Origin of the sequence: Stenotrophomonas sp. pho (assembly GCF_006228405.1) — a bacterium.
GTDB classification, from domain to species: Bacteria; Pseudomonadota; Gammaproteobacteria; order Xanthomonadales; family Xanthomonadaceae; genus Stenotrophomonas; species Stenotrophomonas sepilia.
In genome coordinates, this window is record NZ_CP029759.1 from 1,265,162 (window position 1) to 1,281,490 (window position 16,329).

21 protein-coding genes and 1 pseudogene are annotated in these 16,329 nt (G+C 62.3%); 16 read left to right on the forward strand and 6 right to left on the reverse strand.

Annotated elements, in window-relative coordinates; genetic code table 11:
* The first annotated feature begins 276 nt into the window (after positions 1-276).
* From DL544_RS05965 to DL544_RS05985, 5 genes and pseudogenes are all read left to right on the forward strand, one after another.
* Positions 277-786: a ferritin-like domain-containing protein gene (locus DL544_RS05965; RefSeq protein ID WP_139726860.1), complete on the forward strand. Its 510-nt coding sequence runs from the start codon at positions 277-279 to the stop codon at positions 784-786.
* A gap of 84 nt (positions 787-870) precedes the next feature.
* Complete coding sequence (gene ku, locus DL544_RS05970) at positions 871-1,815, forward strand: non-homologous end joining protein Ku (RefSeq protein WP_024957538.1); 945 nt, start codon at positions 871-873, stop codon at positions 1,813-1,815.
* 18 nt (positions 1,816-1,833) lie between these two features.
* Complete coding sequence (locus tag DL544_RS05975; protein ID WP_008266817.1) at positions 1,834-2,010, forward strand: DUF3606 domain-containing protein; 177 nt, start codon at positions 1,834-1,836, stop codon at positions 2,008-2,010.
* Between the two features lie 12 nt (positions 2,011-2,022).
* Positions 2,023-4,567 (forward strand): annotated as a pseudogene (ligD, locus tag DL544_RS05980) (DNA ligase D).
* A gap of 106 nt (positions 4,568-4,673) precedes the next feature.
* The gene (locus tag DL544_RS05985) at positions 4,674-5,243 is read left to right on the forward strand and encodes a DUF488 domain-containing protein (protein WP_024957540.1); all 570 of its coding nucleotides are present in this window, start codon (positions 4,674-4,676) and stop codon (positions 5,241-5,243) included.
* A 654-nt stretch (positions 5,244-5,897) separates the two neighbouring features.
* Here DL544_RS05985 and DL544_RS05990 read toward each other — a convergent pair.
* Together DL544_RS05990 and DL544_RS05995 are read right to left on the reverse strand one after the other, a co-directional pair.
* Positions 5,898-6,176 (reverse strand): hypothetical protein, encoded by a 279-nt coding sequence (locus DL544_RS05990; RefSeq protein ID WP_139726861.1) that lies wholly within the window; start codon positions 6,174-6,176, stop codon positions 5,898-5,900.
* 6 nt (positions 6,177-6,182) lie between these two features.
* Entirely contained in the window at positions 6,183-6,437 is a 255-nt protein-coding gene (locus DL544_RS05995; protein ID WP_139726862.1) for a cyclase, read from the reverse strand.
* A 311-nt stretch (positions 6,438-6,748) separates the two neighbouring features.
* Between DL544_RS05995 and DL544_RS06000 the strand changes: the two genes are divergently transcribed.
* From DL544_RS06000 to DL544_RS21225, 7 genes are all read left to right on the forward strand, one after another.
* On the forward strand, positions 6,749-7,312 hold the full coding sequence (locus DL544_RS06000; RefSeq protein WP_139726863.1) for a hypothetical protein: 564 nt from the start codon (positions 6,749-6,751) through the stop codon (positions 7,310-7,312).
* A 354-nt stretch (positions 7,313-7,666) separates the two neighbouring features.
* Positions 7,667-8,053: an H-NS family nucleoid-associated regulatory protein gene (locus tag DL544_RS06005; RefSeq protein WP_139726864.1), complete on the forward strand. Its 387-nt coding sequence runs from the start codon at positions 7,667-7,669 to the stop codon at positions 8,051-8,053.
* 1,042 nt (positions 8,054-9,095) lie between these two features.
* On the forward strand, positions 9,096-9,335 hold the full coding sequence (locus DL544_RS06010) for a hypothetical protein (protein ID WP_040008402.1): 240 nt from the start codon (positions 9,096-9,098) through the stop codon (positions 9,333-9,335).
* Positions 9,332-9,703 (forward strand): hypothetical protein, encoded by a 372-nt coding sequence (locus DL544_RS06015; RefSeq protein ID WP_139726865.1) that lies wholly within the window; start codon positions 9,332-9,334, stop codon positions 9,701-9,703. Before DL544_RS06010 ends, DL544_RS06015 begins: the two co-directional genes overlap by 4 nt.
* Before the next feature lie 474 nt (positions 9,704-10,177).
* Positions 10,178-10,423 carry a hypothetical protein gene (locus tag DL544_RS06020; protein WP_139726866.1) on the forward strand — a complete coding sequence of 82 codons (246 nt, stop codon included), beginning with the start codon at positions 10,178-10,180 and terminating at the stop codon, positions 10,421-10,423.
* A 36-nt stretch (positions 10,424-10,459) separates the two neighbouring features.
* Positions 10,460-10,645 (forward strand): hypothetical protein, encoded by a 186-nt coding sequence (locus DL544_RS06025; RefSeq protein ID WP_139726867.1) that lies wholly within the window; start codon positions 10,460-10,462, stop codon positions 10,643-10,645.
* Between the two features lie 137 nt (positions 10,646-10,782).
* The gene (locus DL544_RS21225) at positions 10,783-10,953 is read left to right on the forward strand and encodes a hypothetical protein (RefSeq protein WP_176556907.1); all 171 of its coding nucleotides are present in this window, start codon (positions 10,783-10,785) and stop codon (positions 10,951-10,953) included.
* 45 nt (positions 10,954-10,998) lie between these two features.
* Here the strand turns inward: DL544_RS21225 and DL544_RS21595 are convergent, their stop codons facing one another.
* The 4 genes from DL544_RS21595 to DL544_RS06040 all read right to left on the reverse strand — a co-directional run bounded on the left by DL544_RS21595 (position 10,999) and on the right by DL544_RS06040 (position 14,431).
* Positions 10,999-12,192 (reverse strand): AAA family ATPase, encoded by a 1,194-nt coding sequence (locus tag DL544_RS21595; protein ID WP_255313065.1) that lies wholly within the window; start codon positions 12,190-12,192, stop codon positions 10,999-11,001.
* 5 nt (positions 12,193-12,197) lie between these two features.
* Positions 12,198-13,604, reverse strand: a complete 1,407-nt coding sequence (locus DL544_RS21600) for an ATP-binding cassette domain-containing protein (protein ID WP_255313066.1) — start codon at positions 13,602-13,604, stop codon at positions 12,198-12,200.
* A 135-nt stretch (positions 13,605-13,739) separates the two neighbouring features.
* A complete protein-coding gene (locus DL544_RS06035) occupies positions 13,740-14,051 on the reverse strand; it encodes a hypothetical protein (protein WP_136191685.1) in 312 nt (103 codons plus the stop codon).
* Positions 14,045-14,431, reverse strand: a complete 387-nt coding sequence (locus DL544_RS06040; RefSeq protein ID WP_024958708.1) for a helix-turn-helix domain-containing protein — start codon at positions 14,429-14,431, stop codon at positions 14,045-14,047. The genes DL544_RS06035 and DL544_RS06040 overlap by 7 nt, the downstream gene beginning before the upstream one ends.
* Positions 14,432-14,497: 66 nt before the next feature.
* On the opposite strand from DL544_RS06040, the gene DL544_RS06045 reads away from it, so the two are divergent.
* From DL544_RS06045 to DL544_RS21605, 4 genes are all read left to right on the forward strand, one after another.
* On the forward strand, positions 14,498-14,893 hold the full coding sequence (locus tag DL544_RS06045) for a hypothetical protein (protein ID WP_176556908.1): 396 nt from the start codon (positions 14,498-14,500) through the stop codon (positions 14,891-14,893).
* Positions 14,869-15,354, forward strand: coding sequence for a hypothetical protein (locus DL544_RS06050; RefSeq protein WP_139726869.1), 486 nt, complete (start codon positions 14,869-14,871; stop codon positions 15,352-15,354). The genes DL544_RS06045 and DL544_RS06050 overlap by 25 nt, the downstream gene beginning before the upstream one ends.
* A 1-nt stretch (position 15,355) precedes the next feature.
* Positions 15,356-15,739 carry a hypothetical protein gene (locus DL544_RS06055; RefSeq protein WP_114618597.1) on the forward strand — a complete coding sequence of 128 codons (384 nt, stop codon included), beginning with the start codon at positions 15,356-15,358 and terminating at the stop codon, positions 15,737-15,739.
* Positions 15,740-15,813: 74 nt separating this feature from the next.
* Positions 15,814-16,131: a hypothetical protein gene (locus tag DL544_RS21605; protein WP_255313067.1), complete on the forward strand. Its 318-nt coding sequence runs from the start codon at positions 15,814-15,816 to the stop codon at positions 16,129-16,131.
* Positions 16,132-16,329 lie beyond the last annotated feature (198 nt).

A 16,329-nucleotide genomic window follows, 5' to 3' on the forward strand; every position in this document is an offset into this window, starting at 1 on the left:
AAGGCGAGGGAGGGGGCCAAGAAGACGAGCAAAAGCGCGGAACGGGTCATGAGGATGGCCTGGCGCTGAGGAGCGTTCAGCATGTGGCGGGAGCGGTCAATGGCCTGCGAATGCGTTGCATGCGCGCCGTTCACCACGAGGGCCATCGATCTCCAGGCCCACGCACCGCCGGTCTGAGATGCTCCGCCGTTCGCCAAGCCTTCACTCGGGGATCGCTTGATCCGCATCCCAGCCTCGATACGGTAAGGCTTCGCCCGACACGAGAGGAGGACATCCATGGCAGAGCTCAAAGAGAACCTGTTGGACTGGCTGCGCGACGCACACGCAATGGAGCAACAGGCGGAGACCATGCTCAAGGGGCAGGCGTCCCGCATCGAGCACTACCCGGTGCTGAAGGCGCGCATCGAGGAACACATTCAGGAAACCATCGGTCAACGCGAACTGCTGGAGGGGTGCATCAAGCGCCTGGGCGGCTCGCCGTCGACCCTGAAGGACGTGATGGGCAAGATGGCGGCCTTCGGTCAGGCCGTCGGAGGCATGACGGCCTCCGATGAAATCGTCAAAGGCGCGATGGCCGGCTACGTCTTCGAGCACTTCGAGATTGCCTCCTACACGGCCCTGATCGCGGCGGCGAAGACGGCGGGTGATGCAGAGACGGCCCGGATCTGCGAGGAAATCCTAGTCCAAGAAGAGGCCATGGCCGACTGGCTGGCGGCCCACCTGCCCGAGGTGACCGAAGAGTTCATGGTGCGCGACGCCACGCCGGGCGTCGAAGCCAAAAAGTAACCACTGCGCCGCGCCGGCCGGGTTCACGCCCGGCCGACGCGGGCGGGCCTACAACGAAAGGCCCTAGGATTGGAGGCGGCTGGCATGCCCAGGCCTATCTGGAGTGGTTCGTTGTCCTTCGGGCTGCTCAACGTTCCGGTGTCCCTCATGTCCGGCGAGCGTCGCATGGATCTGAGCTTTCGCATGTTGGACGCACGAAACAAAAAGCCCATTCGCTACGAGCGGGTCAACGCCGAAACCGGCGAAGAAGTGCCTTGGAAGGACATCGTCAAAGCCTTTGAATACGACAAGGGCAGCTACGTCGTCATAGAGAAAGAAGACATCGCCGCTGCCGCCCCCGAGACGCACGAGTCCATCGACGTGGAGGCCTTTGTCGACGCCGAGAGCATCGGGCTGAGGTTCTTCGAAAAGCCCTACATCTTGGTGCCCGGCAAGAAGGCCGAAAAGGGCTATGTCCTGCTCCGAGAGACCCTGAAGGAAACCGGCAAGGTGGGCATCGCCAGGGTGGTCATCCGCACGCGCGAATACATTTGCGCGGTGATGCCCGAAGGCGATGCGTTGATCATGATCCTGCTTCGCTACCCGCAGGAGTTGGTGGCTCCGGACGAATACAAACTGCCGCAGGGGGGGGCGTCGGACTACCGGGTTGCGCCCAAAGAGCTCGAAATGGCCAAGCAGCTGATTGAGAGCATGACCTCTGAGTGGGAGCCGGACAGCTACCAGGACGAGTTCCGCGAGCGCCTGTCCGACATCATCAAGAAGCGGGTGAAGCAGGCCGGAGCCACGACCACCTTCGAGGAACCGGAACATCGCGAGGACTCGGCGACCAACGTGGTGGACTTCATGGCGCTGCTCCAGAAGAGCTTGGAAACCAACAAGCGCACCCCGGCGAAAGCAACGCCGGTGAAGACTGCCTCCAAGTCCTCCACCAAAGACAGCAAGCCTGCCAAGAAGGCCGCCATAAAGAAGGCCCCAGCAAAGAAAGCCGCAAAGAAAGCCCCCGCCAAGAAGGCTCTAAAGAGCGCCTGATCACCCAAGGAGAATCCCATGAGCGACGACAAGAAGAACACCGGCAGCCCGGACCGCGACCGCATCAACGTCAACGAAGACTACGAGCTCCAGTATTGGACCAAGGCGCTGGGCGTGTCCGCCGACGAGCTCCGGGCCGCCGTCAAAGCCGTGGGCCCCACCGCTGCGGCCGTTCGCAAGCACCTGGGCAAGTAACGAGGAGCCGTCATGTCCTTGGTCGAATACCGCCGCAAGCGCCGCTTTGACCAGACCAAGGAGCCGGAGCCTGGCAAAGCGCTGCCCCAAGGGCAGCGCGCCATTCTCGTGGTCCAACTCCACCACGCCAGCCGCCGGCACTACGACTTCCGGCTGCAAATCGGCGACGCCCTGAAGAGTTGGGCCGTCCCCAAAGGCCCCAGTTACGACCCCAAGGTCAAGCGCATGGCCGTGGAAGTAGAAGACCATCCCGTCGACTACGCCAGCTTCGAAGGCGAGATCCCCAAAGGGCAATACGGTGGTGGGCACGTGGCCCAGTTTGATCACGGCGTATGGGCCACCCAAGGAGACCCAGAGGCACAACTTGCCAAGGGTCACCTGCGCTTCGAGCTGTTTGGCACCAAGCTCAAAGGCGGGTGGCACCTGGTCCGCTCCGGCAAGCCTGCCCGTCAGCCGCAGTGGCTGTTGTTCAAGGACGACGATGCGTATGCGAGCGATCTGGAAGCGGACGATCTGCTCGCCGATGTGTCGGCGGCCCCAACGGCAGACATCAGGAGGGCCGGCGGCGGTAAAGCCGACAAGAAGAAGCTCAAAGCCCTCCCTGCAAAGCGTGCGCGACGGAAGAACTGGGCCAAGAAGGCCTTGGCCCTGCCCAAAGCGAAAGAGGCGGCTCCGCCTTCCGGCCCCTTCGAGCCCCAGTTGGCCAAGCTGGGGGAGGCCCCGCCGCAGGGCGACCAATGGGTCCATGAGATCAAGTGGGACGGGTATCGGATCCTCGCAACGGTCGCCGATGGGGCCGTCCGGCTCTGGTCCCGCAACGCGTTGGAGTGGACCGACAAGGTCCCCGAGATACGCGACGCCGTGGCGGAGTTGGGCCTTACCTCTGCTGCCTTGGATGGCGAACTCATCGCCGGATCGGGCACCAAGGAGGACTTCAACCTGCTCCAGGCGACATTGTCCGGGGAGCGGCAAGGCGCGCTGGCCTACGCGCTCTTCGACCTGCTCTACATCGATGGCGTGGACGTGGCCGCAGCACCTCTGTTGGAGCGCAAGGCGCTCCTGCAGGAGCTGCTGGCGGGCCAGGCCGGCCACTTGGCCTTCAGCGCTCACGTCCAAGGCGACGGCAACGAAGCCTACCGCCTGGCTGGCGAACAGCACTTTGAAGGCATCATTTCCAAGCGCGCCGATCGCGGCTACCACCTCGGCCGCAGCGACGACTGGCGCAAGACCAAGCAGCTGGCCAGCGACGAGTTCGCCGTGGTCGGTTACACGGCCCCCAAGGGCAGCCGCAGCGGCTTTGGCTCGCTTTTACTGGCCAAGCCCGACGCCAAACACGGTTGGCTCTACGTGGGCCGGGTGGGCACCGGGTTCTCCGACGCCTTGATCAAGGACGTGAGCAAGAGGATCCAAGGGGGAGGCAAGAAGCCGACGGCCTACGTGCCCACCGAGGACACCGATCTTCGCTCTGCCACGTGGTTCGAGCCGCGCTTCGTGGTGGAGGTGTTCTATCGCGGCATCGGGGGCAGCAACTGCTGCGCCAAGCCTCCTTGAAAGCCGTGCGGGCCGACAAGGAAGTGAATGATTTGGCGGATTCGGATCGCGCCGCCCCGGCGAAACCGGCCCGTGGCAAACGGGTATCGGCCGCGTCCTCCGCCGAGAGGTCCGCCGCAACGCCTCAAGTCGAACGCGTGCCCCCCAAACTGTCCTCCCGAGCAAGGTTCTCTTCCCCGGTGACGGCTATACCAAGCAAGACGTCTGGGATTACTACTCGGCGGTCATGGACCACCTGCTGCCCGAGGTGATCAATCGGCCGCTGTCGATCATTCGCTGCCCCGCCGGCACCGGCAAGCCCTGCTTCTTCCAAAAGCACCACACCGCCGGGCTGGAGCTGGTGGACTCGGTCAAGCTGAAGGAGGACAGCGGCATCAACGCCCACTACTTGGTGGTCCGGGACGCGGCCAGCTTGCTGGAGCTGGTCCAGTTCAATGCCCTGGAGTTCCATCCGTGGGGAAGCCACGCGGAGGATCCCGACCGCGCCGACCGGGTGGTGTTCGATTTAGACCCGGGCCCAGACGTGCCATTCGCGGAGGTAAAACAGGCCGCCAGTGACATCCGGAAGCTTCTGGGCCAACTGGAGCTGGAGTCCTTCCTGCGGGTATCCGGAGGCAAGGGCCTTCATGTCGTGGTGCCCCTCAACCCGGGGTGCGACTGGGACCTGACCAAGCGCTTCGCCAAAGGATTCGCCGACGCGTTGGCCCAGTCGGAACCTCAGCGGTTCTTGGCCACCGCCACCAAAGCCCTTCGAAACAAGCGGATCTTTGTCGACTACCTGCGTAACGGTCGAGGTGCCACCGCAGTGGCGTCGTATTCCCTGCGGGGTAGACCGGGCGCGCCTGTCGCGATGCCTCTGGCGTGGAGCGAGCTGCCAAACCTCAAACGGGCTGACGCGTTCACGATCAAGGACGTGCCGGGCAAGCTGAAACGTCGCCGCAAGGATCCCTGGGAGGGCATCGATGCGTTGAAGCAGAACTTGTCGAAATGGGCCCGAAACGACTAGCCGCTATCCCCGCGGTCGTGTCCGAGCGTAGACGGGAAGACGCGAGCGTCGTTGGCAGCTGCCGAGCACGTGATGAGCACGCGGGCTTGATGCCGGCTCCTGTCCAATGAGCCTCATGCAGTGCGATGCTCCCGCTCCGACCCCGGTGACCGTCTGGACCATCGGGCATTCCACTCGACCTTGGGACGAGTTCTTACACCTGCTGTTCGCACAAGGCATCTCGGCGATCGCGGACGTGCGTCGTTTCCCAGGATCGCGTCGTCACCCTTGGTTCGCATCCGAGCAGATGGCTAAAACGCTGCCAGCGCACGGCGTGGAGTATCTTTGGATTCCTGAACTGGGCGGGCGGCGCAAGGTGCAGCCGGATTCGCCCAATGGTGCGTGGGACAACGCCGCGTTTCAGGGCTACGCAGACCACATGGCGACCGCCGAGTTCGCCGGCGGGCTATCGAAGGTGCTTGCACTGGGGGGCGAACATCGGACCGCGCTGATGTGCGCGGAGGCACCGTGGTGGCGTTGCCACCGACGTCTCATCTCCGACCTGCTGACGCACCGGGGCCATGAGGTGCTGCACATCGTGTCCCACGCCGAACCCAAACCGCATCCGCTGAACCCGATGGCGCAGGCCGTCGGGCCAGCGCTTGTCTACCCACCGGCTCAGACGGAGCTGTTCTGAACCAACCAGTAGGGCGATCGCGTGTCGGGCCCGCCCGGCGCATTTTCTCCCTATCGAAGCTATGCGGACATGTCGGCTGCCTTGCAGTTGGCGCGCGCTTGCCGCACGGTGTTGTTGATAGACGACGGGCAGCCGCGCAACCCTGCCTGAATCGGCTTAGGCGGTCGTCCCTGGTCCCAGCTTCAGGTAATGGATCGGAGGCTGCCCCGTCAGAAAGCTGGCGTTCTCCTGAGGGATTCAGACTGGCTTTCGATCTTCATGTCTGCCATGAAGTAGTCTGGGATGGATGGTGAAGCGCAGGTTAGAAAACGATGCAAGGGGGAGGGGAGTGAGGAGTGCTCAGTATGATTCGCTTTGCAGCGCGCTCGATAGGATACATGGACGGCAAGCGCTGACGGATTTCGCCTCGGATTGGGGCCTCCACCGCAGTCCCAGCGAGGATGGCACAGTGGAGGTATGGAAAGGCGCGGCGATGGGGGCCGGCGTTGAGATCTTGTTGCTTCCGCCCGTGTCCGCTTCCAGCGACTGGGCCATCTCGACGCTGGTCACGGTCGGAGGCCGGGTCGAGCATGTCAGGCGACGTCCGTTTGGGATCTGACGAAGAGTGGCTGCTAAACGCCTACGACGGCCTTCCTTGGTGCAGCCAATACTGGGTCAGCAGGGAGGCGGCGCGCCGGTTCGCCGACGTCGACGCCAAGCCAGGACCTGTCCCACCACGGCCGTGAACAGCAGCAGGGCATTGGTCACCACAAACACCGTTGACCCCAAAAGTGCACTGTAGGCGGTGAACAGGGTCGACGCGGTCATCTGACCGACAAACAGCCATTTGGAGACCGTTTCCGGATGGGGAGACTGCCACTGTTTGATCATTTGCCGGACCAACGTGGCTATCAACACGGCGGTTGCAGTCCAGCCGAGAACATCAGGATGCATGGCCGCTCACCCGTCCTTTGGGTCGTGGACAGTTGAAACGTCTTGGCCGTGCGCCGGGCGCTTATGAGGCTCCTCAATGATTTCCTTGTTGAGGATGCGAACCTCGCCCACCATCAGCAGGCGCATGTCGCGCACGATGTAGTCGGCCAACGCCTCATCGGTGATGTCATCACCGGCGATGTCCAGCCGGAAGCCTTGGCCCTGAATCCCGCCCCCGTTGCTGAAATCAATCTCGAAATCAAAGCACACCCGCTTATCCATGTTGCCCTCTCCATCGGTGAGATTGGGCGGCACTGAAGGGCCGCTTGCTACGCTAAAGACGATCATCGGCGTAAGGAGGGCAGCCCACAACTGGCCCCATGCCCGGATCTGAGGGCAGGCTCACTGCCGTTCCCGCTTTCGGCGGTCGTAGAGTTTCATGTCCGCGCGATTGATGGTATCGGCCACCGATTCCGAGGGCCGACCAATGGCGCAACCGCCGGAAAAAGCGGATCGGTGCAGGTCAGCGTGGCCGAAATAGTGTGGCGGGCGTTGAACGATTTCTGACCGTGCCAGCACCCGTGGTGGTGCCCGTGTGCGACAAGATCCTGGCTTGCGGACACTACATCCACGGTCGCCAGTGGAAGCACCCGGAAACCCTCCGGGCCGTGTTTGAAAGTCGGCTCTACCTGCACCCGGCTGATCCGTCTGACGACACCGCAAGCGCTTGGAACTGGGTCAAGGCATGCTCGCCAGCGCAAGTGTGGACGCGCATGGGGGCTCCAACCCCAGCAGAGCTTGAGCGGGTCATACAGGCCGATACGAAGGCCCGAGATGCATTGCTTGCTCCGCGCTTGGAACTATCCGAGGAAGAAACGAGGCGATGCTTTGACGTTCGGTTGATCGCCGGACTGGCCATGACCGTCGCCCGGAAAGGATGGCCAGGGGCGCCATTGATGCATGGCGCGTATGGCCGCCACTGGATCATCGAATCGACCGCGAGAAAGAGGGAAGATATCCTTCTGCAGGACATCGGATTGCGTGTCTGGGCCGAGACGATGGCCATGAAGGCCAATCGCGCCACCCAGCAGGCTGCATCCGATGAGACACGGGGCTCCGAAGGGTTCTTGGTGACGCACGAGGTGGGGAGCTGCTGAAGCCGTTCCTGGGCGGGCGGTTTAAGAACGGCAACATCCACGTCATCTTCCACAAGCACGCCTTGCACCTGGTTGACCGCCTGAACGCCCGGATCGCGGGACCGCTGCCCAAGGCTTTGCCGGCGCCCGGTTGCCCCTGGACATTGCGGCATTGCATGGTGGAACGTGGAGGTGGGCACGGCCGGTCCCCTGAACCGCCAAGGGCTTGCTCCAGTGGCCGGCGGAAGGCATGCCCTCAGTGACTTTTGAGGGTGAAGCCCCGTGGCAGTCGCCACTGGAGAGCCGGGGTTAGAGGGTTTACAGTGATCTTGCAAAACGGCAGGATCGGGGTTTGACCAAATCCAAGGGAAAACCGTGGCACTGACGCTCGAAGAAATCCGCAAGAAAAAGGCTGAAGCGGAGGCCTTGGTGGCCGAAATGGAAAAGGCCGAAGGCGACGCGCTGGCGGCCGAAGCCGGGGCCAGCTTTGCAGGCGTCTACGAGACCTTGCAGCAGTTTGCGCAGCATTACACGACGAAGCAGAAGAACGATCTGAAGGCGCTGCTTGAGCCACGCAAGGCGGTTTCTGCAAGCGCCGGCATCAGTCGCGCCCCGAAGTTCCAGATCCCGGATGGGACCACGTGGGCTGGCACTGGACGTCAGCCGAAGGCCTTCCTTGCATGGGCCGAAACTGCTGAAGGTAAAGCGTGGAAAAAGAAACACCCGGACCAGGAATGGCCGGCGCACCCGTTCAAGGCCTGATTGCCATTGAGCGTTGCAGACAGAGCCCCGGCAAACCGGGGCTTTTTTTTGTGGGCGTTGAAACCAAGTGAAGGAAAAGTGGGGGCTGGGGCGGGAGCCGCGGCCCTGGGCCGTTCCTCCCCGTAGGGGGCTTTTCAGGCGCGGCCCCGGGCCGCGTTCTTTTGAGCTCTTGAAGAGAAAAAGGCAACGTCAAAAGTGGCATGAAGCAAAAGCGCATTGGGGAAGGGCGGGTGGGGCCTCGGCTTCCGCCGGGCCCGACGCTGGGCGGGAAATGTGCTGCGGTTCAAGTTTTCCGGCGATCTGCGGCCCTTGCGGCGGTTTTGATATTTAGTCGATAAAACGTAGGGCGAAAGTATTGCGATTTTATGAGGGTGGCTTAGTTTGCGTGGGTAGCGAGGGAATGCCCCCTCTTCAAAGGTTTTCTAATGATTGCTTGCGCTATTGGCCGGTCAGGCTTTGTTGCCCTTGGTTATCGGGGGGTCTTCTAATGGCCCACCACCACGCCAGCCCCCACCAACTCAAGTCGGGCGAGTGGGGCGCCCGGGTGCCCGCCCCGAATGTTCGGAACGGCGACAGGCTCACCGTGGTGGCCCGGAGCGGCAGCTCCTGGGAAGCCGTGGTTGTCGGCGTGGTTTGGCAAGGCCCGGAGGCCGCGATTTGCCAAACCGTCCGGGGACTCATGCGGTGTGGGTGCTGCGGGGAAGTGGGGCAGAAAGGGGCCTACCCCTTCTCAACGTATCCGGCAGAGATGCAGCGTTGCGACGATTGCGGGGGTTCGGCATGAAGCCCCCAGCAACGCGTCGCCGCCGCTATTTCGCCTATCAACGCCGCTCGGGTGGTCAGTGTTACTTCGACAAAGCCATGCACGCCCACCTCCAGCGGTATCCCCACACCATCGGCCATTACCAGCTCACACGCTTCCTGGGCACTTCCGCGTTGCTGACCGCTGAAGAAGCGGCCGCCCAAGGATGGATGGCCAAGCCCAGCCGGAGGACCGCATGACAAGGCGCTACGTCCTCTGGCCCTCACAAGCAGGGTTCGAATGAAAGAGTTGATTGAAATCGAGAACGCCGGTTACCGCCACCGGGTCAAATACATGTGCGACTCAGAAGATGGCTTTGGCGTAGTGACTCGCCAGGAATACAGCTACCTCAAAGATGGGATTGTGGTCTGGAGTCAAGAGTTTCCGGCGGGCGTTTCGTTTCGTGAGATGGCCCTCGTTTTTATGGATTCGGGGTTGTATGTAAGAGCAGACCTGAAGGAGAAGAGGAGGAGCGGATGAGCCGCTACACGCTACAACCCAAGCGGAACAACATGCCACTTGTGGAGACCATCCATGAAACGTGGATTGACGCGCCCAGCAAAGCCGCGTTTCAAGCCCTGGCCGCCGCGCAAAGCCTGAGCATGCGCGCTGCACTGGCTCAACTCATCGAGCAACACGCCCGGATCCGAGAACCGTTTTCCCCTCGATGCCCGACGCCGTGGGCCGGAGAGGCAAAGGGGCGAGAGCGCTATAAAACCGCGCTTCCCAGTGTGCAGGTGGCTCCCCAGGTCGCCATGGCCCTGCTCATCGACGCCAACCGAGTTGGGATTCGTCAGACAGAAGCCGTTCGCCAGTTGGTCTGGCGATGCATCCAAGCCAGCGCCTGACGAATCGGACTGCCTTTTGCGGGCATGGGGCCAAGGACAGCCACGCGGACGCTGGGGCGGAAGCCTCGGCGCTGGGTCTTTCCTCCCCGAAGGGGGCTTTTCAGGCGCGGCCCAGGCCGCGTTCTTTTGAGCTCTTGAAGAGAAAAAGGCAACGTCAAAAGTGGCATGAAGCAAAAGCGCATTGGGGGAAGGGCGGGTGGGGCCTCGGCTTCCGCCGGGCCCGACGCTGGGCTGGAAATGTGAGGTGTTTTAGGGTTTTTGTGTTTTCTGCTTTTTTCCGTTAGTTTTGTGTTTTAGTCATAAAAATGTAGGGTCAATCTATTGCGAAAAGTTGGTTTTCTTTTACTTTGAGATCAGAGAAGAGCGCCGATGCTCTTTAACCAAAGGAAACCCCATGTTGACGTTCTTTGCTTTTTGCCTCTTGGCTGGATTGGTCGCCGGATTGGCCATTGCTGATCGACTGGATGCGCTCTGATGAATACCCGCAGCCAAACCCAAGCGCCCGCCCGGTCCTCCACCCCTGGAGCCCTCCTGCGATTCCTGATCGACGCCATGTCGGGGATGGGGGCAGCCAAGCTGGGATGGGAGATGGTCACCGACCCCAAGGCCAAGCTGTCGGACATCGCCCTCGGCGTGCCGCTTTGCCTGGCTCCTCCAACGATTGCGGCCACCTGGGCGCTTTGCTTGTTCGGCATCGCCCAACACCACCAACTTTTTTGAAACCAGAACCCCTGACAACCACGGAGGACCCCGCTCGTGCGAAAACTTTTCAACAAACTGCTCAACATCGCCATTCTTGGCATGGTTCTGTTCGCCCTGGACCAAGTCCCGGAACGCCTGGATCGCATGACGCGAACCGCTCAGAGCCTCGTCCAGCAGGTGGGCTATTCGGGTCCCATGCAGGGCATCCCGTCGGGCGTGCCAGACGGTTACGAGTTCTGATGAACCCTCCGCCCTGGCCACCGTCGGAGCTCGTTCGGCTCGCATGGACGGCGCGCCGGGATATTGCTGTCAGGCAGCAGCTGCTTCAGGCGTTCCACGAGAGGGCCGATTTCCACTCTCCTTTGTCCCGTAGCGACTTGGACAACGACCCGTTCGCCGTCCCTGGGGATTGCTTGGCCGGGGTGGTGATTCGGGAACTGACGGGCGTCAAGGACGCGGAAGAGTGGCTGCACGCGTTTCTTCGCGCGCATGAGTTGCATCAAGGGCTGCCAGCTGCTGTGGGAAGCGCTGGCGAGCAGCGCTTCTGATGGCAGCGATTCCCTCAGTAAAGGGAGATGGCGGATAGCTTTGGTCTAATCCTTGGGTTTCGCCGCCGCTTCCGCTCGCTTACTGAACTTCTTGCACCATTCGAGCATGTCTTGCACGTCCTTAAGGAGCTCGTCCGGCTCTGGAAGCCACGTTGGTGTATCAATGGATTGAGAGTGCTCAAACGCAGAATACTTGGTCATCATGCCGTCGATCAGTGCGCAGTCTGTCGGAGTGATTGCGCTGAGCCGCTGTAGCTTGTTGCGCGTGTTGATCTCGCGCTGATAGCGGTTGATGATGCCCGAACAAAGTTCGTCCTCTACGGAGCGCTCAACCAAGATTCGGAAGTTGCTGCAGGCGGTCTTCAGGGCAAGTTCTTTTAGCGGCGGATCAAGCTTCTTAAGCTGTCCGATGCTGCTGATCATTTGGTTCAAGCCGGATTGTGGCTTCAGAGAGAACGTATTGATCTGTGCCGGCATGCCGGTCCTGCTTCCATCGCGGACGATCGATTCAACCGCGACCTTGACCGTAGACTGATCGAGGTTGGCCCGCTGCTTGGCGGCGCTCTGAAGGAGGACCATCAGCGACAACCGGTGTGTGAACACGATTACCTGGCGACGCTCGGCCAGATCTACCAGGCGTTTGGCGACCGCCTCCTCAAAGCGCTGATCCAGGGAGGAGATGGGGTCGTCGAAGATCACCGGCATGCCCCGTTCAAGCCCTGTCGCGTCGGCCAGGAAGGCCGCCAACGCCACGATGCGTTGCTCGCCCTCGCTCAGGATTTCCCGATTCTTCTGGGCGCCTTGCGCGTCCTTCAGCTCAACGTAAAACGTGAACGCCCCTTTGCCTTGGGATCGATACGACATGCGGACGGGCAGCGAATGGCCCCCGAACGCCTTCAACTCGGCATTGAAGCGGTCGCAATAGCCCTTGGCCAACTCCGACTCGCCAATGTCATTGCTTTTCGTCGTCAACTGGCTGGTTGAGGTAGACCGAACAGCAGCCTCCACCGTTCCCGCGCGTTTGAGGCGGATCACGTCGGCCCATACCGCATCGCGCTGCTCCGATAGCCACTGTTGTGCTTTCAGCTCTGCTAGGCGGGCTTCTTTCTCTTTCCGCCCCGTCGGGTCCAGCAAGCCCGCCAGCGCGTCGCGATCAGCGGTGGTTGTCTTGACCTTCTGATCGTAGGCGTTGGTCCATGTAGACCACTGCACTGCCGGAGCCGCCGTGGCCTCGGCCATGGCTTTCAACCTCGCATGGATGGCCTCAAGCAGCTCAGTGGCTTGGGGGCTTCCAAGCCAATAGCAGCGCACTGGGCCTGCCAGGCGACATCGGTGAGAGGACTGGGCAACGCTTTCTTCAGCGCCGTCAGCGCGTCTTCCGCGCTCTTGGCTTCTGTCTGCAGGGTGTCGTTGAGATAGCTCTCGAAGCTGGCCAAGCGGGCCTTGCCGTCGTCTCCCAACGGTTGCTGGCAGAGGACACAACGGGATTCGTCCCCAACGTGGGGGAAAGGGTGGTCACGGTAGGCAAGACCTGTCGAATACGCCTTTGCAGCGTCCCAAAGGGTTCGCCACACGGCGTCTCCGATGCCCTTGAGCGGCAACCCGTTGAGGAATGCCGTGGCATAGGCGGTGGCGGCCTGGCGCTTGACCTCTGCATTGCTGCGGGCATCCAAGAGGGCTTGGGCCTTCTCGTCGTTCAAGCTCTCCTTCAATGCCGAGATGCTCGCGGCCATTTGCGACAAGCGTTCCAGCTCTCCGACGGCCTTGGCGTGGGCCACTTCAGGGTTCGCCTGGGCCAGCGCGGTCTCCAGTGCCAAACGCTCATCGTTCAGTGCAGCGGGGAAGGCGCAACGCTGGTTGATCTCCTCTTCGGTCAGTTTCGCCGTCAACTTCCGGAGGACCGTTGCAGCGCTGCTCTGCGCGTGGTCTTCCGGGATGATGGGCAGTTTGCTGGTGAGCTTGGCGGCGCGGGCCTTCAATCGGGTGGCGAGATCGTCTGAGATGTGGATGAGCATCCCGACGAACCGCATAGCTCGGGGAAGATGGGTGGCGGTGGTGGCGCTGTCTCCGAACTCCAGCGCTGTGGCTGAGTCGAAGACCGGCACCGCTTTCAATGTCGCGTGGGGGCCGTCGGATGCTTGCCAAGTGAGATCAGCAGACGATGTCGTGCCGTCGGATCGGGTCGCCGTGACTTTGATCAAGGCAGAGGCAGCATCGGGATTCTGCTTGAACACGTTGCCGTGGATAGATCCCTTGGCCCGCGCGCCACAAACGTGCTTCATCAAACGGGCGTAGCCCGATTTCCCGGCCCCGTTGGGTCCGTAGACCACGGTCATCTGGCCTTGGCTGAGGTCCAATGCCGCGTCCTCGCCAAGGGCATTGACGCCGCAGATGGAGGAGACCGAGTCGATGCGAAGCTCAGCGGCGGTGGGTGTCCCCAAGATGGTTCCCGGTGCCAACGCCGGGTGGGGAGCATCCAGCTTCTTGGCTGCCTCGGCCAGGCAGTGATCCGCCAGCGCCTCCATCTCCTCTTCGTTCGGCATGCGGCGGTGCTGGATCACCGTGGAAGCGGCCATGCGCAGCCAGCTTGGGCGGCCATTCAACCACTCTTCCAGAGTCGTAGGCGCAGCGGCCCCATTCTTGTTCGCCATCGGTCACTTCCCCTGTGAATGGCCAGAGCCAGGAAGGCTCCGTTCCCCTTCCGCAATAGTGACGCGGGTCACATTTGGAGGCAAGTCGGTGATGGTCGTAGGGGATGGGGAAATGGTTTTCCCGAACGGTAGGGATCAGGCCTCTGAGGGGGCATCGATCTGGGCGGCAGCCAGGGCGGCTGCCAGATCACGGTTCAGTGCTCGCGCTTCAGCCCGCAGTTCGCTCCAGTTCGGCGTCCCGACCGGGCCTTGCCCACGCATCGACGCGAGCCAAGCATGGGATCGCAGTCTGGCCGCTTCCGCGGCTGGCGTCGAGGACTTGAGGGCGTCCAATGCCGCCAACTGGATTTCTAGCAGGTTGATGTCCATCAGCGCCTGCAACTGCTCCGGTGCCATCGGGCTTGGCGCATCCCGCTGCAGCCACCAGCGTCGAAGTCGTTTCAGCATGTCTTCTCTTCCCTGAGATCGTTGTCGCTACTCGGGAGGATGGCCACGCCACGGCTCTGGGCGTAATCCCTCACCTTCGTCAGCAGCTCTCGCTGCTGTTCGGGTTCAAGCCGCGACATCACCAGCAACGTCTCTGCCACTAGATCATTTGTGGCATGGAAATAGGCGACCGGCATGCCAAGTGCTTGGGCCAGCTTTTCCATCGTTGCAGGATCCGGCACGCGATCTCCTCTCTCGTAACGAGAAACCCTGGGAGCGGCGGAGTTTTCCTCGTCCAACCCAAGCACGGCCCCCAACTGTGCTTGCGTCAGGCCCTTGGCCAGCCGGGCCTCGCGCAAGCGGCGGCCAAACGTGTGAGCTGGGGCGAGAGGGGCAGGCATGGGCGATCACGAACCGGGAACAATCCCCAAGTCTGCCGCTTCCCATGCTGCACCGCATTTGCCAAAATGGCAAATAAGGCCATGGTGGCCGGGATCAGGGGATGCATGAAGCAAGCGATTGCAGCCGTGGCCGTGTGCCTGGCGTTGGCCAGCGGGACGGCCACCGCCCAGGACGGCATTTTGGGAAGGATTGGCAAGGGGTTGATGCAGGCGGGCAAGGACGCCGCCTCGGCCCCGGCGACCAAGCGTTACCTGGAGCCGGCAGGCACTTACTGGGACGACGGCGACCCTCCAGTGCTCGACGGCTACACCCGGATCCGGTGGGGCTTGGCGGCCACCGCGTCGGCCGGTTTCGGCATGTGCGAAGACAACCTCTTTGCCCAGGCCAAGGCCGGCGCTGCCCTGGCACCGGCGATGCGAACCCACTGCATTGGCTCATGGGGCACCAGTTCAAACGCGTAGGCCTGCAAGGCGATCCGGCCTCTGCGTTTGAGGCCAAGGCGCGGCAGATCGCCTCTACCGATGCGTTCTACCTGCGGCCCTACATCGACGTGGAGATCGACCCCAAGACCAACATTCTCCACGCCTACGTGCTGGTCATGAACCACGACTGGTATCCCCGCTCGCCTGACTTTCTTCCGACGGCCGTTATCGGCCCTTCGCCGTTGGGCAAGGGCAGTGCGGTGGTCGGGGTCGAGCATGGCGGGCGCTACCACGCCGCGTTGCGATTGAAGCCGGAAGACGCGGCCGAGCTGCGACGGGTGGGGCGCGACGCCACGGGAGACCGAATCTTTTTCAAGGTCGTGGAGGGCAGGTTGAAGCCCAACGGCCTGCCCGACATCGTTCTCCAAATCGACCGCCTCGAGATCGGCTACAAGAACCAGATCATCGGCATCACCCCTTCCAAAGACAAGGACGCATGACATGAAGCACGCACTGATCGTGGCCGCAGCAGCGGCACTTTTGACCCTGACCGCCTGCTCTGGCGACAAGGGCCCCTCAAAGGAGGATGGGGTGAAGGTCGTGGAAGGCTTTTTCACCGAGCAGGGGAGGCAGGCAACCCTCCAGCGCTCTTGGCGGTTTGAAGTGACCGACGCGGGCGGCTTGGATCTCGACTGCGAGAAGAAGCCGAATGGGGATCAAGAGTGCTTGATCGGCGGGTCGGTAAAGGCCCTGGGTTACATCGGCGGCCAGCCCACCAAGGATGAGCCGAGCACCCTCAAGCCGAAGCTGCGTGCAGTGTTCCGCCCGCAAGGCGAGGGCTGGCAGCCGGTCGAGGTGAAGGACGAAGGGACGTCCGCGGGCTAAACGGGCGGCAGTCCACCGCTTGACTGCACGCCGGTCTCGATCAAGCGTGCAGCCATCCAACAGGGGAGGACCATATGAACCGCTATCCGCCGCAGCAAGTTGTGTATGCGCCGCCGGGCCCATCCGCGCTGATCCTCCCTAGCGTCATCTTGGGCCCGTTGGGCCTGGTTGGGCTGGCGGCCGGCCTGGAGGTGATGAAGCGCGACTTCTTCATCGGCGTGGTCTGTTGTGTGCCCGGTGCGCTCGTCTTCGCGTTTTTGGCATTTTGCCTGGCGCTCCATCTCCGGGCTCAGCGGCTCTGGGACTGGCACGTCCGAACGGGGCGGATGCCGTATTTTCGGAAGCACGGCTTCCTGAAAGGGGCGCTGCTCGGGGCGGATTGGGCGTGGTGACGGTGGTGGCGGCCGCCGTTCTGGGGTTCAAGTATGCAGAGCATCCCGTGTATGGAGAGGTGGCCACGATGGCGTTCTACGGCGCGTGGCTGTATGGCGTGTTCCTGATCGGCGTGCTGGCCGTCGTGTTGGGGTGGGTCAAGCGCGCGTGGGATAGAACCGCACTCCCCAGCTAACACGCGCCCGCTGGCGTCGCGG